The organism is Pedobacter sp. R-06, assembly GCF_049913135.1.
Lineage (GTDB): Bacteria > Bacteroidota > Bacteroidia > Sphingobacteriales > Sphingobacteriaceae > Pedobacter.
In genome coordinates this window covers 5,356,403-5,377,083 of record NZ_CP183977.1, presented here as the reverse complement: position 1 = coordinate 5,377,083, position 20,681 = coordinate 5,356,403, and the positions used below count along the sequence as shown (strand labels likewise).

Annotated in this window: 23 protein-coding genes; 1 reads left to right on the top strand and 22 read right to left on the bottom strand. The window is 37.0% G+C overall.

Annotated features, from left to right (window positions below; translation table 11 throughout):
* Positions 1-243: 243 nt before the first annotated feature.
* From ACN9MR_RS21715 to ACN9MR_RS21680, 8 genes are all read right to left on the bottom strand, one after another.
* Complete coding sequence (locus ACN9MR_RS21715; RefSeq protein WP_426326590.1) at positions 244-825, bottom strand: hypothetical protein; 582 nt, start codon at positions 823-825, stop codon at positions 244-246.
* A 182-nt stretch (positions 826-1,007) separates the two neighbouring features.
* Positions 1,008-1,565, bottom strand: coding sequence for a hypothetical protein (locus tag ACN9MR_RS21710; RefSeq protein WP_426326589.1), 558 nt, complete (start codon positions 1,563-1,565; stop codon positions 1,008-1,010).
* Between the two features lies 1 nt (position 1,566).
* Complete coding sequence (locus ACN9MR_RS21705; RefSeq protein ID WP_426326588.1) at positions 1,567-1,752, bottom strand: hypothetical protein; 186 nt, start codon at positions 1,750-1,752, stop codon at positions 1,567-1,569.
* A gap of 164 nt (positions 1,753-1,916) precedes the next feature.
* Positions 1,917-2,480: a hypothetical protein gene (locus ACN9MR_RS21700; RefSeq protein ID WP_426326587.1), complete on the bottom strand. Its 564-nt coding sequence runs from the start codon at positions 2,478-2,480 to the stop codon at positions 1,917-1,919.
* 1 nt (position 2,481) lies between these two features.
* Positions 2,482-3,867 (bottom strand): hypothetical protein, encoded by a 1,386-nt coding sequence (locus ACN9MR_RS21695; RefSeq protein ID WP_426326586.1) that lies wholly within the window; start codon positions 3,865-3,867, stop codon positions 2,482-2,484.
* A gap of 106 nt (positions 3,868-3,973) precedes the next feature.
* The gene (locus ACN9MR_RS21690) at positions 3,974-4,654 is read right to left on the bottom strand and encodes a hypothetical protein (protein ID WP_426326585.1); all 681 of its coding nucleotides are present in this window, start codon (positions 4,652-4,654) and stop codon (positions 3,974-3,976) included.
* Positions 4,655-4,683: 29 nt separating this feature from the next.
* Entirely contained in the window at positions 4,684-5,526 is an 843-nt protein-coding gene (locus ACN9MR_RS21685; protein WP_426326584.1) for an isoaspartyl peptidase/L-asparaginase, read from the bottom strand.
* Positions 5,527-5,601: 75 nt separating this feature from the next.
* Complete coding sequence (locus ACN9MR_RS21680; protein WP_426326583.1) at positions 5,602-6,477, bottom strand: cyanophycinase; 876 nt, start codon at positions 6,475-6,477, stop codon at positions 5,602-5,604.
* Between the two features lie 294 nt (positions 6,478-6,771).
* On the opposite strand from ACN9MR_RS21680, the gene cphA reads away from it, so the two are divergent.
* Positions 6,772-9,387 carry a cyanophycin synthetase gene (cphA, locus tag ACN9MR_RS21675; protein WP_426326582.1) on the top strand — a complete coding sequence of 872 codons (2,616 nt, stop codon included), beginning with the start codon at positions 6,772-6,774 and terminating at the stop codon, positions 9,385-9,387.
* 203 nt (positions 9,388-9,590) lie between these two features.
* Here the strand turns inward: cphA and ACN9MR_RS21670 are convergent, their stop codons facing one another.
* The 14 genes from ACN9MR_RS21670 to ACN9MR_RS21605 form a co-directional block, all read right to left on the bottom strand.
* Positions 9,591-10,046 carry a PA2169 family four-helix-bundle protein gene (locus tag ACN9MR_RS21670; protein ID WP_426326581.1) on the bottom strand — a complete coding sequence of 152 codons (456 nt, stop codon included), beginning with the start codon at positions 10,044-10,046 and terminating at the stop codon, positions 9,591-9,593.
* Between the two features lie 103 nt (positions 10,047-10,149).
* Complete coding sequence (locus tag ACN9MR_RS21665) at positions 10,150-11,067, bottom strand: sugar transferase (RefSeq protein WP_426326580.1); 918 nt, start codon at positions 11,065-11,067, stop codon at positions 10,150-10,152.
* A gap of 186 nt (positions 11,068-11,253) precedes the next feature.
* Positions 11,254-12,015, bottom strand: a complete 762-nt coding sequence (locus ACN9MR_RS21660) for a class I SAM-dependent methyltransferase (protein WP_426326579.1) — start codon at positions 12,013-12,015, stop codon at positions 11,254-11,256.
* A 13-nt stretch (positions 12,016-12,028) separates the two neighbouring features.
* Positions 12,029-12,676 carry an FkbM family methyltransferase gene (locus ACN9MR_RS21655; protein WP_426326578.1) on the bottom strand — a complete coding sequence of 216 codons (648 nt, stop codon included), beginning with the start codon at positions 12,674-12,676 and terminating at the stop codon, positions 12,029-12,031.
* Positions 12,673-13,992 (bottom strand): flippase, encoded by a 1,320-nt coding sequence (locus ACN9MR_RS21650; protein WP_426326577.1) that lies wholly within the window; start codon positions 13,990-13,992, stop codon positions 12,673-12,675. Before ACN9MR_RS21650 ends, ACN9MR_RS21655 begins: the two co-directional genes overlap by 4 nt.
* A 76-nt stretch (positions 13,993-14,068) precedes the next feature.
* A complete protein-coding gene (locus tag ACN9MR_RS21645; RefSeq protein WP_426326576.1) occupies positions 14,069-14,686 on the bottom strand; it encodes a hypothetical protein in 618 nt (205 codons plus the stop codon).
* Positions 14,687-14,731: 45 nt separating this feature from the next.
* Positions 14,732-15,244, bottom strand: coding sequence for a DUF1569 domain-containing protein (locus tag ACN9MR_RS21640; protein WP_426326575.1), 513 nt, complete (start codon positions 15,242-15,244; stop codon positions 14,732-14,734).
* 19 nt (positions 15,245-15,263) lie between these two features.
* A complete protein-coding gene (locus tag ACN9MR_RS21635) occupies positions 15,264-15,968 on the bottom strand; it encodes a DUF4476 domain-containing protein (protein WP_426326574.1) in 705 nt (234 codons plus the stop codon).
* Between the two features lie 76 nt (positions 15,969-16,044).
* On the bottom strand, positions 16,045-16,734 hold the full coding sequence (locus tag ACN9MR_RS21630) for a YjjG family noncanonical pyrimidine nucleotidase (protein WP_426326573.1): 690 nt from the start codon (positions 16,732-16,734) through the stop codon (positions 16,045-16,047).
* 40 nt (positions 16,735-16,774) lie between these two features.
* Entirely contained in the window at positions 16,775-17,092 is a 318-nt protein-coding gene (locus ACN9MR_RS21625; RefSeq protein WP_426326572.1) for a low molecular weight protein tyrosine phosphatase family protein, read from the bottom strand.
* 46 nt (positions 17,093-17,138) lie between these two features.
* The gene (upp, locus tag ACN9MR_RS21620) at positions 17,139-17,783 is read right to left on the bottom strand and encodes a uracil phosphoribosyltransferase (protein ID WP_057930708.1); all 645 of its coding nucleotides are present in this window, start codon (positions 17,781-17,783) and stop codon (positions 17,139-17,141) included.
* A gap of 90 nt (positions 17,784-17,873) precedes the next feature.
* A complete protein-coding gene (locus ACN9MR_RS21615; RefSeq protein WP_426326571.1) occupies positions 17,874-19,142 on the bottom strand; it encodes a DUF7033 domain-containing protein in 1,269 nt (422 codons plus the stop codon).
* A 135-nt stretch (positions 19,143-19,277) separates the two neighbouring features.
* A complete protein-coding gene (locus ACN9MR_RS21610; RefSeq protein WP_426326570.1) occupies positions 19,278-19,784 on the bottom strand; it encodes a DUF6702 family protein in 507 nt (168 codons plus the stop codon).
* Positions 19,785-19,831: 47 nt separating this feature from the next.
* A complete protein-coding gene (locus ACN9MR_RS21605) occupies positions 19,832-20,497 on the bottom strand; it encodes a class I SAM-dependent methyltransferase (protein ID WP_426326569.1) in 666 nt (221 codons plus the stop codon).
* Positions 20,498-20,681 lie beyond the last annotated feature (184 nt).

The following is a 20,681-nucleotide window of genomic DNA, read 5'->3' as shown; positions in this document are numbered from 1 at the left end:
TTGGGTTTACCTTTTTACTGGTGGTTTTGCTGGCAATTATTTCCCTGGCATCTTTGATTTGCGTTTTGTACTGGGTGGTTTTGATCGAGTTGGCAAGCCATTCGGCCGATTTTAAATCTCTCAGTGCAAGTGTAAAGTCTTTCTTTTTAATTTTAACCTGAACTTTCCATAAAGTAGAAATATTGTCCTCTAAATATTATCAACAAAAAAGGTTAGCTATTGAGCCAATCTTTACTTTCATTTCTACTTACCTTCTTTGGCTTTTAACATATCGCCATATGTAACAGGTATATTTATATTGAAGTAATTAGCACCTTTAAAATAACGTTCTATACCGTTTAAAAAAGTAATCTTGAAATCACTTTCTTTAATATTTTGTTCTATTTGTTGTAAATTGCTTGCCGTGATAAGGGATGTATTGCGGACAATAAATTCCATTTCAATTGGAAATCCCCTTTCAATTGGAAATCCCCTTTCATTTACCTTTAAATAAATGCTTAATCTATCATTAATACCTAATGGCATTTTTTTTAATATATCGTATGAGATTGCATCGGCGCATATTTTATCAATAAGTTTTTTATCAAATTTAATGTTATAACTTATTTTGACGTCAGAAGGTAAATTAGGTGCAATTTGATTTACATCAGTTAGTTTATTTGCCTTGTTTTTTATTTCGACATACTTATCACCACTTTTTTTGAGATGATATGTTTGTGTTGAGGTCTTAACTGTATTACTGCTAATTTTTGTAATTGGCTGCTGCGCCTTACATGACATTATAAATATTGTTATAATATAAAAGGTTGTGATCATATTTTTCATGTTATTTACAGTTAGAAGTTGAAAATAGGTTAAGTAAAGTTGTTGGATTTAAATCATATTTAATATTGCCTTTATTGGAATAGCCAGAATACTGCTTAAATTTTTCTAAGAAATAAAAATATCTTCCTCTAAATATTACCAACAAAAAAGGCTAGCTATTAAGCCAACCTTTAATTTCATTTCTAATTACCTTCTTTCGCTTTTAATATATCACCATACCTAACTGGTATATCTATATTAAAATAATTTATTCTGCTAAAAAAACGTTCAATGCCATCAGTAAATGTAATTTTAAATGAACTGTTTTTTATCTTCTCTTCAATTTGTTGCAATTCACCAGCAGTAATTAATGATGTATTCCGAATTAAGAACTCCATTTCGAGAGGTATTCCTTTACTATCGACTTTAAATCTTATAGACAACCAATCTCCATAGCCCTTTGGTAATTCTTTTAATGTTTTTAAAGGTATAACATCAGCACATATTTGAATAAGTTTTTTTTCGTCAATCTTCATGTGCTGCACCACAACAATGCCATTTGATAACTTTAATTCTGCTGGCTGTACATTTGTTAATTTATTATTTGAATTGATAACTTCAGTATATTTATCTGTAAGTTTTTTTATGTAAAAGCTTTTTCCCGCTATTTTAACTTTTCCCTCCTTAGTTTGCGAAATTGGCTGTTGGGCTTTGCAAGATGTTAATAAAACGAGCAATACTAGAAATACTAAGTTTTTCATATTATTTACAATTAGAAGTTGAAAATAGGTTTAATAAAGTTGTTGGATTTAAATCGTATTTAATATTGCCTTTATCGGAATAGCCTGAATATTGTTTAAATTTCTCCATAAAATAGAAATACTGGCCACCAAAATCGGCAAAGGTTTTTGGATATTTAGTATTATTAACAGTGATGTATTTACTCAATCTCTATATTCATTCCTAACATCATCTGGTACAGTGGGATTGACAAAAATATTCTACCATTTCTATTCAGAATGTCTACAAAGAATATTTCATAAAAATTTAAACAGGCCCTAAACATTTTCAATAAAAAAGGTTAGCTATTACACCAACCTTTACTATGATTTCTAATTACCTTCTTTGGCTTTTAACATGTCGGCATAACTTACGTATAAATCAATTGGGAAATAATTTGCATCTTTTATATAATGTTGTATTTCTTTATCAAATTTTATTTTAAATTGTGCACTTTTTAATTTTTCTTCAATTTCTTGCAATTCATTCAGTGTAAGTAAAGAATTGCTTTCTAGTACAAATTTGATCTCTAATATAGCACCCAAAGGATTGACTTTTGATATTAGTAATAGAAAACCATTAGCCCCTATCGGGAGTTTTCTTAAAGTACTTAGAGGTATCGCATCAGCACATATTTTTGTAAGTAATTTTTTATCAACAGTCATGTGATAATTGACTCTTGCTTCTTGAGGTAAATGTGGTGCATATTGCTCCACATCAGATAGTTTATTTGTAACATTTCTGATTACAGTTAATTTATTGTTGTCTTTTTTTACATTAAATGTTTCTCCAGAAACTTTGATTTTTCCTTCGCTAATTTTGGCAATTGGCTGTTGTGCTTTGCAAGCAGTTATTAAAAGAATGAAAATTGTAAGTATTGATATTAAATTTTTCATATTATTTACAGTTAGAAGTAGAAAATAGATTGATTAAAGTTGTTGGATTTAAATCATATTTAATATTGCCTTTATCGGAATAGCCGGAATATTGTTTAAATTTTTCCATAAAATAGAAATACTGGCCACCAAAATCGGCAAAGGTTTTTGGATATTTAGTATTACTAGCTGTAATAATATTTAACCATAATAAATAATCTCTCTTGATTTCTTCAGGTACTGCAGGGTTAATAAAAGCATTCTGATCACCTCTATCCCTAATAATATCCTGATACAATGCCGTTTCAAACTCAATGTTTACAAAACCATCCGGGTAGCCACCACTACTTGTTCGGGTAGCGTATTGCGCAGAACCACCGGTAATGGAAAAATCCTGAAAACCATGAAAAAACTCGTGTTCAAAGAAATTGGTGTAGTTTAAAGTATTCTCATCCTGAAATTTAAAAGTTCTTGATTGCGGATTGTAGGATTGTAGTGTAGATAGGTTATTATCTATACAGAAGCCAAATTTAGCACCTTTGCTCACCAAAAAGTCGTATTGCTTTTTACGTAAACAACCCCAGTCTGCGTTTCCATCGCCCATAACATACTTGCTTACCATTGTTTGTAAACTTTCAAGCTGCGCTGCGGTTAAACAATTATCCCTCATTATTTTATTTAAGCTATCTTGCTTTGGGCTGGGCGCTGGTGGGTTTGTATTCCCGGCTCCTCCACCTCCATTTCCGTTGCCACCGCCGGTAGTTCCTTCGCACAATGTATACAGGTAGGTCATGCTTAAAATTTCCCCGGTGTGCGCATCGGTTTCAATGTAATACCATGGTGCACAATCGTACATTTCGTTATCTAAAGACATTTTTAACCTGTCTTTAAGTGTTTTTGGATTTTCCTTAAACTTACCAATCAAGATATTGCCACTTGCATGCCAGCCATCAATAAACTCGTGTCTTGGCGTAAACAGCAAGGCATTTCCATCAAGATTCTCTTTTATCTGCTGATTATCCCTGTTAATTAAACTTTTGTACAAACTTGCCTGGCTGTAATCGTTATCAGAGATTTCTGTGTTGATAAATTCTACCAAATAACCTTTAGCTGTCCGATCGGTAACATCAACCAGTAGCAAACTGGTAATCTTATCCTTACCGCTATAAGACAAATTTGTTGACACAGCCAGGTATTGGTTATCGCCAATAGTTAGGTTTTTTGAAGAAGGCCAATCAGGATAGTAAAATTTGATATTCTGCTGAATAAACCAATTTTTTGCCAGATCAATGGCTTCGGTTTTAAGAAGTGCTTCCTGCTTTTTACAGGCATTAAAAGTAACTGCAGTTGCAATTAAAAATGTTAAAACAGGCCAATGCCATTTTAAACGGGCATAAAATTTACTCATTTGGTTAATTTAGATATGATATTTAAGAACTTGTGAGAGATGAGTGAAGTAAATATAATTAAATTTCCGTATTTGAACGGCAAATCTTAAAAAATATTTGCTCCTTTTAAGATTTTTTCAATGAAGTTTTGCTGGCGATCATTTCCCTGGCATCTTTAATTTGCGTTTTGTACTGGCTAGTTTTGATCGAGTTGGCCAGCCATTCAGCCGATTTTAAATCTCTCAGTGCAAGAGTGAAATCTTTCTTTTTAATTTTAACCTGAACAATGCCTAAAATAGATTCGATGTAAGCATTATTGCTTTTTAACTGTTTTGCCAGGATTCCTTGCTGCGTATAAAACCACATGGATTGGGTGTACTTGGTATTGGCCAGATATACTTTGCCTAAAAGATTATAGGTGTTCATTACGCCTGCCCTGTTCCCGGTTTTAGAATAGTTTTTTAAAGCCACATTTAAGAGAATCTGCTCCGCATCAGTGAAACGGCCAAGTTGATAATGCATACTGCTCATCTTGATAACGGCCTGTCCGTACCTGTTGAAGTTTTTTACAGCATTGTATTCGAAAGCGGCTTTGCCAAATAAGGTGAGGGCTTCGTTGTAATCGCCTTTTCGCTCTAAATCTTCTGCTTCCTCAAAAAAAGAATTGCCATCCTCCAGGTCAAATTTAGATACGGCTATATTTATAGCACTGCCATTAGGTTCCTGGATCTCAGATTTATCAATATTTTGAGCTTGTAGTTGTAATGATGCAAAAAGGCCAATTAAAGCCAATACAATTTTGGTCATGCAACAAAAATAATACTTTAAATCTAATTTCAGCTAAATACCTGTAAATTAACATCAAAAGATGCCCAAACCATGTAGGGGTGTGAGTCGCAATGGTACACTTCTCCGGCTGCAGAAATGCCTACAATGCCTGCAAAGCCATCAAAAGCTTTAAGTTCGGCAAAGGATTTGTCTGCTGCTTCTTTTAAAGAAAATCCATCCGTAACACGGGTTACAATTTTTGCGGCCAGGGCGCCACTTACAATATCTTCACCTACCCCGGTACAGGAAATACCTGCGTATTGGTTCGCATAGTTGCCTGCCACGGTTGCCGAATCGCTAACCCGGCAAGGGATTTCGAAACCTTTCCCTCCGGTAGAGGTGGCCGCTGCTAAGTTGCCCTCTGCATCAAGTGCCACACAGCCTACAGTTCCTTTATTGTTCTTTTGGTTTAGTTTAGCTTCGTACTCTGATTGGCGTTGTGGGGTAACCGGATTGAAATATTCAAATCCATTTGCTCTTGCAAATTGCCGGGCGCCATCACCACTGAGTACCCGGTCATCATAGGTTAAAAGGTTCTGCGCAATCTGTATCGGATTTTTAACATCTTCAACATTAATTACACCACTAAACTTTTCTGTTTTACCATCCATTAAGGCAGCGCTTAACCGCACTTTTCCATCGCTTTGAATCTGTGAACCAATACCCGCGTTAAAAAGCTCATTATCTTCTAAAAGCGCAACCGTATAAACCACGGTTTCTAAAGCAGTGTGTGTTTTTAGATATTCGTGTCCGAGTGTAACAATCGAAGCTAAAGCATCTTGTTTAGCCTTTTTCGTTTCCTGGTTGGTAGACGATTCGCTGAAAAAGCCGCCATGAATGATAAGTTTCATCTGTTAGATTTGAGTATTGAGACATTTGATATGAGATTTTAGGCCTTGAACCCTAAACCCTCCACCTTAAACCTTTTAGGCTATTGGAACAACCTTTGGGTGGTGGATCACTAAGCTATGGTCTGTTAAGTCATAAACGTCGCCATCGCACATTACGTGTACCACCATGTTTTTAATGGAAACAGGTTGTCCCATTTCTACATCAGTTAAATTGGTATCGGCCATATTGCGGCCATCTACTAAAATTACCATGCCAGAACCAATGGCTTCCATGGTATGGCCATCAGAAATGAAAAGCCCGGTATCTTCACCAAGGCCAATCCCTAAAATACCAGGATTGCTGGCAGCAGCATATAACAAGCGGCCAATTCTTCCCCGTTGAACAAAATGTGTATCTACAATAACATCATCAATAAAGCCTAATCCACCGGTAATTTTAACTTCTCCTTTAAGTAAAGCATCTTTACTGCTGCCCTGATAGATCATGTTTTTAGAACTTGCTGCGGCTCCGGCCGAAGTACCGGCAATCACTACGGGTTCATTCCTGTATTTTTCCAACAGGATCTGATGAATTTTTGTTCCTCCAAAGATGGAAGAGAGACGGAGTTGATCGCCGCCGGTAAAGATAATGACCTCCGCTGCTTTGATACGTTCATAATTTTCTTCAGAATTGGCTTCTTCACGGTTGGTGATGTTAAGAACACCAACATTATGCACGTCTAATTGTGCATAAGCCTTGATATATTCTTCACCAACTTTTTCGGGCATTAATGATGCTGTGGTGATAATCTCGAAGCGAGATTGAGTATCTCTTAATGATTCTGTAGTAATCCGTTTTAAAATTCCACGCTCAAAAAAATTCATGTTCTCAGGCAGTCCAAATTGCGTTTCTGCGAAGCTACCTGTGTTTATTGCGCCACCAATGATGATGAGTTTACCTTTCGGAACCATTCTTTGTGTATTATAATTGTATCAAAAAACCCAAATATATAGGCTTAAGATAAAAAACACGACTTTTTTTGTCAAGAATATTCAATTTATTAACAAACGTTAAAATATTATAACATAAAATTAACGCTGTTCTGCTTGAAAATAAAACAAATAGGCGCTAAAATTGATTTAGGTAAATGGGATGTCTAATTTCAAAATAAATGCATAATTTACAGTCATCAATTTTATTCTAAAAATTGAGTTAAAAAGGCTGTCCCAAACGCTTGTTTAAATAAAAAACGAACAAAACATTACATGAAGATATCAAACATACAAGTATTAAGAGGGCCAAATATATGGTCAATAAGCCGAAAAAAATTGATCCAGATGCGTTTAGATCTGGAGGATCTGGAGCAAAAACCAACCAACGTAATAGAAGGATTTAGCGAAAGGATTGAGAAACTATTGCCTAGCATGTTTACACACCGCTGTTCTAAAGGTGTAGAAGGAGGTTTTTTTACACGGGTGAAAGAAGGAACATGGATGGGGCATGTAATTGAGCACATTGCTTTGGAAATCCAAACATTGGCCGGAATGGAAACAGGCTTTGGCAGAACTCGCCAAACTAAAACTGAAGGTATTTATAACGTGGTATTCAGTTATCTGGAAGAAAAGGTTGGTGTTTATGCTGCTGAAGCTGCGGTTAAAATTGCCGAAGCCCTGATTAATAACGAGGAGTACGATTTGGAGCACGATATCCGTAGGATGAAGGAAATACGTGAGCTGGAAGCATTAGGGCCGAGTACAGGTTCTATTGTAGAAGAGGCAGTGAGCAGAAGTATTCCATGGATCAGATTAAATAAAAGTTCTTTGGTGCAATTGGGGTACGGTAAAAATCAGGTCCGTTTTAGGGCAACCATGACCGAAAAAACCAGTAGTATTGCTGTAGATATTGCCAGCAACAAGGAAGAAACGAAACGTTTACTTACTGAAGCTGCTATTCCGGTAGCCTCCGGAGTAACCATTTCAAATCCTGACGATCTTGAAGCATCGGTTAAAAAAGTTGGATTTCCACTCGTTTTTAAGCCGCTTGATGGCAACCACGGCAAAGGCGCAACCATTAATGTGAAAACAATGGAAGATGCTTTGGCAGCTTTCGAATACGCCAAAACCTATTCGAGAAAGGTTATTATAGAAAAATTTATTACAGGATTCGATTTTAGGGTGCTGGTAATCGATCATAAAGTTATTGCTGCTGCACAACGCGATCCTGCACACGTAAAAGGAAACGGAATTCATACCATTCAGGAGTTAATTGATAAGGAGAATGAAGATCCACGCCGTGGTTATGGCCACGAAAATGTGTTAACAGAAATTGCTGTAGACCGGGATACCTTGGATCTGCTGGCCAAAAAAGAATATACCTTAGAAACTATTCCCGAAAAGGGAGAAGTGGTTTATTTAAAATCTACTGCAAATTTAAGTACAGGCGGGACATCTATCGACGTAACTGATATTGTACACCCGCAGAATATTTTTATCTGTGAAAGGATTTCGCGGGTAATCGGATTGGATATCTGTGGTATCGACATCATGGCGCAGAATCTTACCCAACCCTTAACCGAAAACGGTGGTGTAGTTTTGGAAGTTAATGCAGCACCAGGATTTAGGATGCACCTGGCACCAAGCGAAGGTTTGCCTAGAAACGTGGCTGCATCGGTTATTGATATGCTTTATCCGCAGGGAAAATTATCACAGATCCCGATTATTGCGGTAACCGGAACAAACGGAAAAACCACTACTACACGGTTAATTGCGCACATCATCAGAAGTAATGGTAAACGTGTAGGTTTCACCACCAGCGATGGAGTGTATGTACACAACACCATGTTGATGAAGGGCGACACCACCGGTCCGGTAAGTGCCGAGTTCATTTTAAAAGATCCGACAGTTGAGTTTGCCGTACTGGAAACTGCCCGTGGTGGAATTTTAAGGGCAGGACTGGGATTTAATGCATGTGATATTGGTGTAATAACCAATATCCAGGAAGATCACCTGGGTATTTCTGATATCCACAATCTCGATGATTTAACCCGGGTTAAAGCCGTTGTGATCGGAGCGGTACGCCGTAAAGGTTGGGCAGTATTAAATGCAGATAATGGTTATTGCGTTCGCATTGCCAAAGATGCGCGTTGTAATGTTGCTTATTTTAGTATGGATGAAAATAATCCTGTAATTAAAGAGCATTGCCGAAAAGGAGGAATTGCAGCCATTTATGAAAACGGATATATTACCATTAAAACAGGCGACTGGAAATTAAGGGTAGATAAGGCCACTCATATTCCTTTAACTTTCGGTGGCTCTGTAAACTTTATGATCCAGAATGTACTGGCAGCAACACTGGCAACCTATTTATGGGGCTATAAACCTGAAGATATCCGTTTATCGTTAGAAACATTTATCCCCTCTGCAGCACATACGCCAGGAAGGATGAATATTTTTAGGTTCAAAGATTTTAAAGTACTGGTCGATTTTGCACACAACCCTGATGGATTTAATGGCGTAAAAGGTTTCTTGCAGGGGGTAGAGGCTACCGAACATGTAGGTATTATTTCGGCAACCGGAGATAGAAGAGATGAGGATATTATCGAAACGGCACGTATTTCTGCACAGATGTTTGATAAGATTTATGTTTGTCAGGAGAAATATCTCCGTGGCAGACAACAACAAGAACTGGTTGACCTGCTGGTAAAGGGCATTAAGGAAGTTGATCCGGATAAAGAGATCATCATCAACAATAAAAGTACCGAATGTTTACAGATCGCGATCGAAACCGCAAAAAAAGGCTCTTATTTAACGATCCTAAGTAATACTATCGATAATACAATCCAACGTGTTACCGAACATTTAGATCGGGAATTGGAATCTTAGTTTCATTAATTTACTTCGCCACCAATCGTCATTTCGAGCGGAGTGCAGCACAGTCGAGAACCACGAAGTGCTCAGCGAAGCTAAATCTAAATAGATAGATCTCTCCGTTCCGCATTGCTCCAGTCGAGATGATGGAAACACTATAAAAAAACCTCCTCCGATAATAAATCGAAGGAGGTTTTTCTGTTTTATGTCTCGATCATTTATGCTTGAGCATCACGTAGTCTTTTAATTTCGTCATGCGATACCCTTAACGATGCTTTTTGGTCAGCAATTAAATCTCTGATGTTTGAAGGGATATCTTCTTCCTCTAATGCCATTTTATACGCATTTTGTGCGGCATCTTCCCCAAATTCACAATTGCTTAAAACAGTTTTGCGGTCATGGCCGGTAAATAAAGCTTTAACATCCATCCATGCCCTGTAAATTTTTCCGGAGTTTGTTGTTCCGGTTTCAATGTCTTCACCCAAAGCCGATATTTCGGTCGCCAAAGCCATTTTATATTTTTGACTTTCGGCAATCATATTTAAAAATAGCGTTTTCAGATCGGCATCTCCATCCTTCAATTCCTGACGTGCTTTTTCATAACCTTCAATACGATCGTTATTAATCTGAACCAGATCGTTTAATACCTCTGCTGTTGCTGTTGTCGTTTTCATGTTTTTTATTTTTATAGTTTCGATGTATAAAAGCAACATGCTCAATTAAAAAAGGTTTGTCATTTTTTTTAATTGTCTACAACAGTGAGCTATATCAGCATAATTATTTCTTTGAAAAGTATTGTGCCAGCTTCTCTTTTACAAAGCGCCTAACACGGGTTACCATATTGCCTTTCCGTTTAATCAAAAAGCTTTTGATGGCTTTGTATGCGATGGGGTCTTCAGCTATTACGGTAGGAAACTCGACAATAGGTTTGGGGTTGATAATTACGTTATAGATATCATTTATTCCTGAGTGCACGCCAGTGCCATCATGGCCGATATTGTTAACGAGTGATTGCGATGGGTTAAGTGTGATGCCTCCTTTTAAAAAGATAGAAGCATACCATCTAATAGCCCAGCTATTGTTTTTTCCTTTCTTAAATTCTAGCATCTGTTTCCAGAAATTCATTTTATTGTCGATGGAAAACGCGGCTCTTTTCTTTTTATCAAACTGTTTGATAAGGACATCAATATCCGGTTCAAAGTTTTTCCATGCCCTGCCCCACGTGGCCCAGCCCCAACTTGTGGCGGCCCTATAAAAAAATGATTGCGAAAGGTTATCTGACTTTAAAGGATACATATAGGCGCCAATATGCATTACTTTTTCCTCTTCGCGATAATGGTTTAAAGCATTGTTGAAATAGGCTAAAGTATGGGGTGAGGTAACCAGGTCATCTTCAAAAACAATTACCTGATCGTATTCTACAATTAATTGAGTTACCCCAGCAATTACCGAATTGGCTAAGCCAGCATTGGCCTTACTTTCGATTACTTTAACCGATTTAAAACCATCTGCTTTTTTGATGATTTTTCTTACGGCAGCGACTTTTTCTTCATCCTGAACTGTTTTGGCGCCATCGGAAAAGATATACAAATGGCTTTGTGCTGCCAGTTCATTTTGCTGCAGAAATTGTAACGTACGCTCGGTGTGCTGCGGGCGGTTGTATACGAAAAGTGCTATTGGGGCAAGGTTTTGCATTTTTGTTTTTTATCAATTAAGTCTATCAATAAACTGGCCAGTTGTTCTCGTCATTTCGACTGGAGCAACGCGGAATGGAGAAATCTTTAAATGATGTTAAGAATCAAGCCATAAGATTTAGCTTCGCTGAGCACTACATGGGTCTCGGCTTCGTTACACTTCGCTCGAAATGACGATCCCCTACTCCTAAAATATATGTAGATTATTGTCAGACTTTTTTGTTAATACGGTATAGGCATTGGCAAACTGTTCTTGCTTTTTCTTCCCCAACAAATTGCCCAAGGTTTTTTTAATGCGGTATTCCAGTTCTATTTTTAAATTTTTAGAAAATGTTTTTGGTGCTTTTCTATTGATAAACTCATTAAACTTTACCGTTTCTGGGGCAGTCATCGAAACTTTATCTTCCAGGATTTCTAAACCCTCGCTCTGCAGCAAGAACCTTAAGGAAGTTGGGGTGTACATGTTAATGTGCCCATAATCCAGAAAATGTTTCATTCTTTGGTCTACACCAAAGCGATAATCTTTAGGTACTTCTACTACAATGTATCTTGCTACCCTTTTCAATTCACGGATCAGGATTCTTTCGTGTTCTACATGTTCTAAAACATGCGCAAGAATAATCAGATCAAATGCATCATCTTCATAAGGGATTTTATAACCATCAAAAGTTTGTGCTTCTTTTAAACTAGCGAGGTTACGGTCTCTTATAATGTCGACACCACTCTGTGCAATTTCTAAAGCATACAATTCTGGTGCGAAATGCCATTCATTTAAAAAATGTAAAATACTGCCATCTCCGGCGCCAACCTCAAGCACTTTTTTAGGCTTTAACCCTTTACAAACGTCAACAATGTTCTGGGCTTTATATTTTGCGCCAAGCATTCTCCATGCTACATCGCTATTGGTATAAAAATTATCGTAGGCCGTTTTTACTTCTTCGCTTAACATGATGCTTACTGATTTAAATACCTAAACAATTATCCTGCTTATAAAAAACTGAGGTTGCTTTTTCGTAAAAAAGGCCTGGTGAAATCCCACTGAAGCTGATTTCTTTAAAACCTTGGGTCTTTAAAAGCATACGGGCAGGATTATAAACTTCACGTTCGCTATCATCCAAAACTAATACTCCGCTTTCTGATAATGCATCAACGCTATATTTACAACAGTTTACACGGTCTCGACCATCAACAATAATAATGTCGAATTTTTTATCGAGCAAGGTTGCTTTTTTAGCATATTCCCCATCTTTTTCCAAATGGCAGAATATCATCTCGGCATTGGCCGGACTTGTATTTTTTACTTTATCAAACCAGCCTTTATCGTGCTCCACAGAAGTTACCGAGCCAGCTCTTTCTGCATAAAAAATAGTAGAACTGCCAGAGCCGTATTCGAAAATGTGCTGTGTTTTGTTTATGCGTTCTTTAATAAAATCGATAAACGAATAGGTTACCCATGGCAATGCTTTTCCTTGCCCGTCTACGGCCTGTTTTTTATCAAAAGCCGTGAACCAGCCAATGCTGTTCAGGTAGCCTTTATGTCCGTATGATAATAATGCCTTAAGCCTGCTTGGCTTTGCCATTAATGTGGTTAATGCTTTAAGAGTACTCAACGTTTAAATATTTTTTGAAATGCGGTGACCAAAAATAATGATTTTAACATCATTATACCTTGTTGCCTGGTTTTAGGAATTAATAAAATATAAAATGCCGAACAGGCACAGGCTATTAAGGTAGCAATTGATGCACCAATACCAGCATAGCGTGGTATTAGCCAGAAGTTTAACAGAATGTTTATAATCGCTCCAAAAGCGGTGCGGTAAAAGGAAATCTTTGTAAATCCCTCGGCCAATAAGTACTGGGAGCTGGCACTTCCTAAAAATACAAATACACCAGACCAAATGTGAATGGGTAACATGTGTTCTGCACCTTCAAAACGGTTATCGTAAATCATACGGATAATGAGTGTTGATGCAAAAGTAATAATTATTGCAACAGGCAAACTTATTGCAACCAATAAGTCATATAGATTTTGCAGGCGTTTGATGTAGCGGCTATGATCGGTTTTTCTGGCATTTATCAAGGCCGGAAAAACAGAAGTAACAATAGCAACAGGAATAAAATACCAGGCCTCACTAATTTTGGCTACGGCGCTATAGATTCCAACAGCACTACTTCCTTCTGTTTTTAACATCACCTGGTCTATTTTCATGTAAATAGATACCATAACTGCTGATAGTATTAAAGGAGCTGATTGCTTTAAAAGTGATTTTGCCCGAGCTTTCTTAAAATGCCAGTTAAATAGATTTAATCCCTTATTTTGGTAAAGTAAAACAAGACCAAGAGCTAAGATAAAACCGTCGAAAACCAATGCCCAGGCAAACCAGATCACCGGCAGGTGTAAAACAACTAATAAAATTTTTACTAGAGCTGAAAGTATTACACAGATATTTTGAATGTGGACTACATACTTAGATTGTACCTGTGATTGAAAGTATGAATCAATTACATTAAATGATTTAAAAAATGCGGCAAAAGACAGCAGTGCAACTACATAGGTTAATGGTTCGCCGGGATTGTCTGATAATTTATGAAAAACGAGATATAAACCGATTGAAATGGGGATCAATAACAAGTTAACACCCAATCTTAGTAATAAGGAAGTTCCTAATATCTCATCTTTTTTAGTTGGATCGTTCAATATTTCTCTGATTATGAACGTATCCAAACCTAAGGCGCCAATAGCTGCAGCAATTGCAGTAAATGCATCGGCAAAGCTTAAATCACCAAAGGAAATCGGCCCCAGGAACCTGGCAACAACAAAGCCGACAATCATGCTCAGTATTTTGCCAAACATTACCCACCCCGTATTTTTTAAATACTTGTTAAATGCTTCTTCGTCAAAACCTTTTATGGCGGGTAATTTCATTAACGCAAAGATGTAAAAAAATGTGCGTTAAGTTAGGTGCTGAAAATTCAAAATATTAAGTACACCATATGCACTGTTATTTTCCTTCACTTTTTGTCTCCAGTGTTTTTGTTTCTGAAGTTTTAGTTGCAGGAGCCGGGACAGGAACCGTATTTACAGCTTGGGCAGGTTTGCTATTTAATGGTGCACCTACAGCAATATCGCAACGATGGTTGGGTTGGCCGTGAGGTGGGTTCAAACCCTTCCCTGTTTTTATCGCTACCGTTTGCTTTACTGCAGGTTGTGTGGCTACTACCTGCGTTGGTTTGCTATCCAGCGGTGCGCCAATAGCAATATCACATCTGTGGCCGGGCGCTCCATGTTTAGGATTAAGTTTTTTGCCTGATGTATTTACTGCAACAGGAGGTGCTGGAACAGTTACTGGTTGTGGAATAGCACTTTTTTGTGGTTGAATGGCAGCTGTTTGGTGTAATGGTGCACCAACAGCTAAAGCACAGGTATGGCCGGCATCGCCATGCGGCGGATTGAAAATAAGGTTAGTTTTGATACTTTGCGCTGCGGGCTGCACGGTATTGCTTTTTTGAAGTCCCTGTATTCCCGTAGGCGTTGGGATAACCGCCTGAGCAGTTTCTTTCATTTCACTATTACAGGCGCAAAGTAGAGTTAAGGCGAACAGATAAAACACATGTTTCATGGCGCTGAATTTAATTTATCCAAATATGGCGAAATTAATTTACGCCTAAAAACTCTTTTCTATCCTTTCTAACTGCTTGAGGTGATGTTTTAAATGAATTTCGATAAATCTTAGCCATTGCCTGGCATTTAAGTATCCTAGTCGTGGGTGTTTTGTTTTACAATCGGCTTTTGCGTTGGCAATTACAGGATAATTATCATCAAGACCTTTTTCAAATTCTAAAATAAAATCGAGCGCTTCTGTTTTGCTGATTTTTTTAACACGCTCAGCCAGTCTTTTCGGAACTTTATATTTTTTTGACGGCGGCAGGGTGCCTAAAAGCAAAATCAGTTTTACAATAAAAAGTGTGGGTTTGTTTTCGCCTTTACCACTTGCTGCGCGTTCAAGTGCAATTAAGGAGAGCAGACTTGAATCGAAAATATGCGAGTATACTTCGCTGTAACTCCATCCGGCAATGGGTGGTGTGGTTTGAAAAATATCCTCAGAATAGTGAGATAATTTAGATTTATAGGCATCGACAATTTTATGTATCGATGCCTTTATTTTTGCAGCCGTCATTTAATAAAGATAAGCCGAATTACTGGTTCTCCAAGTATTTTAAAAAGTCGTCCTTATTAGATTTAAAAGTAAAAATATCAGATAAGGTAAAGTAATTCTGAGGATCGGCAACGGTTTTGTAAAGATTTCGGGCTACCTTCAACCGTTCATCATCAAAGGCGAAAGATTTTAAAAGCACCCTGGCCTGAGCGCTCAGCAATGAGGCGTTTTTACTAACAACATTAATCATTCTGGTTCTGCCATCATCAAAACTTTCCCTTCTATATTGCGTTAAAAAAGCTTGAAAAGCCTCATCAGATAACAATCTGTAATTCAACTCGGGCACTGCTGGTGGAGGAGGAACAATGCCCGTGTTGTAATCTCCTGTATAGCCATCAAAATCGTCAAGGGCATATTGCCTGTTTCGATAGATCGTTAGCTGTTTTAAGGTAATTAACCGTTTATCTTCAAAACTTAAAACAAGCCTTTGTTGTGGGATAACCCTTATTCTCTGTTTCAGGATTACAGTATTGCCCTGAATAATAGATAGTATTGGTGCGGTATTGTATACATCGTAAAAACGGAACCTACCATTGGCCGATCCAACAAGTTCATCGTCTAAATACACGTTATATTTGCCTGGATTAGCAATTTGCAAAAATACTTCGGCAGAACTGCGGTTGTTTTGAGCGAAACTTAGGGTAGCAAAAAGCATTGCCAATCCTAAAAAGATGGTCTTCTTCATTTTTAATTAAGGTTTCATTTGTGTGTTTTAAGCTAATGCCAAATGAATGCCAAAACCAAACAAAAAAGGAGTAAAGCTAAAAAAGTTTCAATAATTCTTCGAGATGCACAATTTCTTTCTGCACATCACCAGGTTTTTCTTTCTGTAAAGGATTGAAAAATATAGCCTCCATACCAAAATTTAAAGCACCATAAATATCAGCTTCAAGACTATCACCGATCATGATACTCTCTTCTTTTAAAGCCTTTGCTTTATCCAGTGCATATTCAAAAATGATGGGGTTGGGTTTGTTTACACCCACATCTTCTGAGATAATCACATTTTCGAAGTATGGGTTAAGGTTAGACAGGTTCATTTTGGTTAAGGTTGTTTCCTTAAAGCCATTAGAAATAATATGCAGGGTATATTTTTGCTGTAGGTAGCCCAAAACATTTTCTGCCCCATCGAACAAATTGGTTTTGGTGGGTGAGATGTTTACATAATCGTCTTCAAATTGATGGGGTACCGCATCAGGATGAATACCTAGTTGAATGAATGTTTTGTTAAACCTTTCCGATCTTAAAAAATCTTTGGTGATTTTTCCCAAGTGGTAATCGGCCCACAGTTGATGGTTGTTTTCGGTATATGTTGTAATAAAGTCGGCACACGATTTTAAGCCAAGCTCCTTTAATTTATAAGTTTGGTACAGCTCATTTAATGTTTCTTCGGCATTACGGTCAAAATCCCAAATGGTGTGGTCAAGGTCGAAGAAAATGTGCTTTTTCATGAGTGATGATTTTCACAAAGGTAGCCTAATGATTTTTGATTTATAAATAATCGGCAACTTTTGCATTTAGTTCTTCAATAAGGTCTTCATCCATATACTGATATTCATCAGGGATATCGAGTGTAATAATTTCCTTATCGCAGGTTTCTTTTGGAAAACGTTCAATGATCCTTTGCTTATGCTTTTTCTCCATCACAAAGATGAGATCGGCCCAGATAATTAGTTTTGCATTGGTTTTAACCCTGGCCGATGGTGCTGTTCCCGCTGACCTTACCTGATGATCGGGATGGTTTTTATAGATATTTTCGGCAGTGGCACTACGCCATTTATTTCTGCTGCATATAAAGAGAATGTTCACTCGATTGTGTTTATAAGAATGTTGATTTTGGACTAAAGACTAAAAGTTAAACTTTCTCTCCGTAGGCCAGATCACCAGCATCGCCAAGTCCCGGAACGATATAAGATTTACTGGTCATTTCTTCGTCGATTGCTCCAAGCCAAAGTTTTGCTTTTGGTAAATTAGCGCGTACATGGGCAACACCTTCTGTGCTGGCTATTGCGGCAACGATATGAAGTTCTGCAATTTTGTAGCGGTTGATCAGTTCTTTACAGCACATCACCATGCTTTGCCCGGTTGCCAACATCGGATCGGCCATAATCAAAACTTTTCCTTCTAAATCAGGGGTAGAAATGTAGTCCATCTGAATCACAAAATCGCCGCTCTTCTTCACTTTTCGGTAAGCAGAAATAAAACAGCATTCAGCTTTATCGAAGATGTTAAGCAAGCCTTGTTGAAGTGGTAACCCGGCTCGGAGTATGGTCGCTAAAACGGGCTGCTGAGTTAAAACCTCACAGGACGATACACCTAAAGGCGTTACGGTTTCTTGAACGGTATATTCCAATGATTTGCTGATTTCATAGGCAAAAAACTCACCTAGCCTTTCCATGTTTTTGCGGAAACGCATCGAATCTTTCTGGATATTCTCATCCCGAAGTTCGGCAATAAAGGTATTGGCGATGGATTTTGTCTTGCTTACATCAAAAATCATCATAATGTTTCCGGTATCTTACAGGTTTATTCCAGTGGGACGTATAATTACTAAAATTAGCAATTTTAAGCCGGATAAATTAAATTAAAATCAATTTCCAGCGTAATCGATCATTTCTTTAAACAGCAGTTTTAGTTTTTTGTATTTTGCATTTGAAGACAGACTTTTTAGGTTCCAACTGCTATAAAAGGTACCGTTTACCACCCTCACGGCTCCGATATATTGATGTACTGTTCTAGTGGCTGCCTCATGTGTTAAAAACTGAAGAATATAATCGGTGAGGCAGTAAGAATTAACGATTAAAGGGGTTACTTTTTCGAGCTGTAGATCGTACCAGTTAAATGGCGTACAGGTTCCGGCCCTAAAGCCCGGTACATTACTATAACCCATAGAATAATCTGAAGTAATGCCGGAATTAAGAATATTTAAATAACAAATGGGGAATTTTAATACTTCTAACTGCTGACTACTTACAGGTGAGGGGTTTGGATGGATTTTTTTGAGCTTAACCAGGCCTTCTTTAATCTCAAGCATTTTTTGCTTATCACTGGCACAAGGTCTTAATAATCCGACTGATTGATCGCTAAGTGTTTTTGAAACGCCATTTATTCTAATGTAATTTATCGGCACATCAGGGAAATCAACAAAATAAAGGGGATTACTTTTTTTTGAAGAAAATAACTGGTTTACTTCGTCCAGAACCTGCTCATTATTAATCCCTACTCCTGTTAACCTATCAAATTTCGAACTCAGGTAATTGTTTTCTTTTTTAAAGATGGCACTGAAAATAAATTTGGTCCTATTTAATAATCCTTCGGGTAGGTTGGGCAAAATATTGAAGTGAACGGTTGGCTGGTGCTGGAATTTTTTTTCGTTGAACTTAAAATGCGGATGCTTTTTTTTGATCAAACTTTTAATGATCAATGCCCATTCATCAATAACCGGTTTATCTAAAATTTTCCATTTATGCTGATGGCTTTTTGATGGCCTAAATTCTTCTTCGTTTTTTTTGGGATAAAAATATTCCTCATACCGGCTTAATATAAAAAATGAGGCAGCAAAAACATCAAATGGCAAGGCTGATTGTGCAACTGGAAAAGGAGCCTGATATTCGCCAAAAGAAATGGTTTTTGGCTTAACTTCCTCCAATTTGTTGGAGAAGAGTAAAGCAGTGCTCTTAAAGAAAAGTTCCTCGCCTAATGGCGCCTCTCCATAACTGATTTTGATATGCTCGCTTTGTAGAAAATATTGGCTATTGCCCGTAAATTCTAATTCTGTTTTAAGAATATCTTTAAAAATAAAGTTAAAGATATATTTTATCCGAGGCGTTAATATGTTGGAGAAGATGATTAGATGCATAACTTATTTTTAACAACACGGTATTTAAAAAAAGATTACAAGAAATATTTCTCAGCAGATATTAACTTTAATAATATTGCCTTTAAAATTAACGGTAATTTAACATTGAGCCGTAATTTAATACAAAAATTACAATTAAAAGTTTGCTGTGAACTTTTTTTCCGGGTAAAGGATTTTTGTGCTTTTACGGTTAGGGCCTTTTACAATATGTACAATGCTCATCTGATCATCAAACATATCATATAAAATAGTATCGTTCACCTCAACAGATTTTATAGACGGAATTTTCTCTACCTCAAGATAAATATTAGTAGCCTCATGATCGATCTCAAATCCGATGTAGTTCATGGCAACAGCTTTGCCATTGGCTTTTATTTGTAAATGAGAAAGCAGGTATTTTTTTACCAATTCATCCATGGCGTTCTTCATATTCGGACTGCTCAGGTCGGTTTTCTGTTTGTATAATCTGGCTAAAATTGCCTCAAAGTCGTCTGAAAAGATTTTACAGCTTACTTCTAAAGTTTTATCCTTCGCATTAAAGCTTACTTCAGTTGTACTTACATGCAAAGGATGTTTTATTCCTGCCCCAACAGAAAAAAAAGCAACACACAAAAGCAAAAAGCTATATTTTAATTTACGCATCAACATATTAAATCTTTCCTTAAAAGGACAAAGTTAACATAATCAGTCTACTTGTTAAATGTAATTAAGGTGTTATGCCCACATTGTTCTAAATGTAAGTGCCTGAAATTTAAGCGGGCAAATATTTTACTTAATTTCTTATGGGATGGATGAACATGTGTAAGCTTAATATTGAAATTTTCATTGAGCCAATAGCTTATTTTAATGGCCAATTTTCTAAAACCCGATTCTTTTGCAAGTTCTTCCTGAAGATATTTCTCATTGTTAACCACAATAAAACCGTACCCGTTTTTTTTAATCAAGTTGTATATACATTTTGCAAACCGATAATCGTTAATGCAGTAATACCAACATATGCGGTTAAAAAGAATATCGAACTTGCCTTGGGCTTCTTCTAAATAACCCAATGAAAAACTTACTGTTATATTTTCGTCCTGAGCCTTGGCTTTTGCTATTGTTAAATAATTCCGGCTAATGTCGTGCCAGGTAACTTTAGCGCCCCTTTTGGCAAATTCAATACTATATTGCCCAGGACCGGCACCCAGATCAAGTAAAGTTTTGTTTTCGAAATTACCTAAGTGGGTTTTTATAACATCTATAATTTTACTGTCTATTTTTCTGTATTCGTTTGCAGCATATTGTTCTGCAAAAGCTTTTGGAACAGGATCGAAACCTTTTTCAGGTTTTTGTAAGTGATATTTGAGCCAAAGCATAGTTTTGAATAGAAGACCAATAGTTGTAAGTACCAAGTTACCGTATTGACCATGTATATGAAACAACAATTTTGTTTACAACTGTAAACCCAGTTGTTTGCGATAAAACTTCACCAAAAAGCACTAAATAACTTAAAAAACAGTAACAAATTTAGTATTAAGGCTTTTGTTTGAAGGATATTTG

Bases quoted from the DNA above. Each gene is read 5' to 3' on its own strand.
- ACN9MR_RS21605 (WP_426326569.1), bottom strand. From the start codon at position 20,497: ATGCTTTGGCTCAAATATCACTTACAAAAACCTGAAAAAGGTTTCGAT.
- ACN9MR_RS21715 (WP_426326590.1), bottom strand. From the start codon at position 825: ATGAAAAATATGATCACAACCTTTTATATTATAACAATATTTATAATG.
- ACN9MR_RS21610 (WP_426326570.1), bottom strand. From the start codon at position 19,784: ATGCGTAAATTAAAATATAGCTTTTTGCTTTTGTGTGTTGCTTTTTTT.
- ACN9MR_RS21685 (WP_426326584.1), bottom strand. From the start codon at position 5,526: ATGAAACTTATCATTCATGGCGGCTTTTTCAGCGAATCGTCTACCAAC.
- ACN9MR_RS21660 (WP_426326579.1), bottom strand. From the start codon at position 12,015: ATGTTAAGCGAAGAAGTAAAAACGGCCTACGATAATTTTTATACCAAT.
- ACN9MR_RS21670 (WP_426326581.1), bottom strand. From the start codon at position 10,046: ATGAAAACGACAACAGCAACAGCAGAGGTATTAAACGATCTGGTTCAG.
- ACN9MR_RS21615 (WP_426326571.1), bottom strand. From the start codon at position 19,142: ATGCATCTAATCATCTTCTCCAACATATTAACGCCTCGGATAAAATAT.
- ACN9MR_RS21680 (WP_426326583.1), bottom strand. From the start codon at position 6,477: ATGGTTCCGAAAGGTAAACTCATCATCATTGGTGGCGCAATAAACACA.
- ACN9MR_RS21640 (WP_426326575.1), bottom strand. From the start codon at position 15,244: ATGACGGCTGCAAAAATAAAGGCATCGATACATAAAATTGTCGATGCC.
- ACN9MR_RS21665 (WP_426326580.1), bottom strand. From the start codon at position 11,067: ATGCAAAACCTTGCCCCAATAGCACTTTTCGTATACAACCGCCCGCAG.
- ACN9MR_RS21650 (WP_426326577.1), bottom strand. From the start codon at position 13,992: ATGAAATTACCCGCCATAAAAGGTTTTGACGAAGAAGCATTTAACAAG.
- ACN9MR_RS21710 (WP_426326589.1), bottom strand. From the start codon at position 1,565: ATGAAAAACTTAGTATTTCTAGTATTGCTCGTTTTATTAACATCTTGC.
- ACN9MR_RS21700 (WP_426326587.1), bottom strand. From the start codon at position 2,480: ATGAAAAATTTAATATCAATACTTACAATTTTCATTCTTTTAATAACT.
- ACN9MR_RS21690 (WP_426326585.1), bottom strand. From the start codon at position 4,654: ATGACCAAAATTGTATTGGCTTTAATTGGCCTTTTTGCATCATTACAA.
- ACN9MR_RS21695 (WP_426326586.1), bottom strand. From the start codon at position 3,867: ATGAGTAAATTTTATGCCCGTTTAAAATGGCATTGGCCTGTTTTAACA.
- cphA (WP_426326582.1), top strand. From the start codon at position 6,772: ATGAAGATATCAAACATACAAGTATTAAGAGGGCCAAATATATGGTCA.
- upp (WP_057930708.1), bottom strand. From the start codon at position 17,783: ATGATTTTTGATGTAAGCAAGACAAAATCCATCGCCAATACCTTTATT.
- ACN9MR_RS21635 (WP_426326574.1), bottom strand. From the start codon at position 15,968: ATGAAGAAGACCATCTTTTTAGGATTGGCAATGCTTTTTGCTACCCTA.
- ACN9MR_RS21645 (WP_426326576.1), bottom strand. From the start codon at position 14,686: ATGAAACATGTGTTTTATCTGTTCGCCTTAACTCTACTTTGCGCCTGT.
- ACN9MR_RS21630 (WP_426326573.1), bottom strand. From the start codon at position 16,734: ATGAAAAAGCACATTTTCTTCGACCTTGACCACACCATTTGGGATTTT.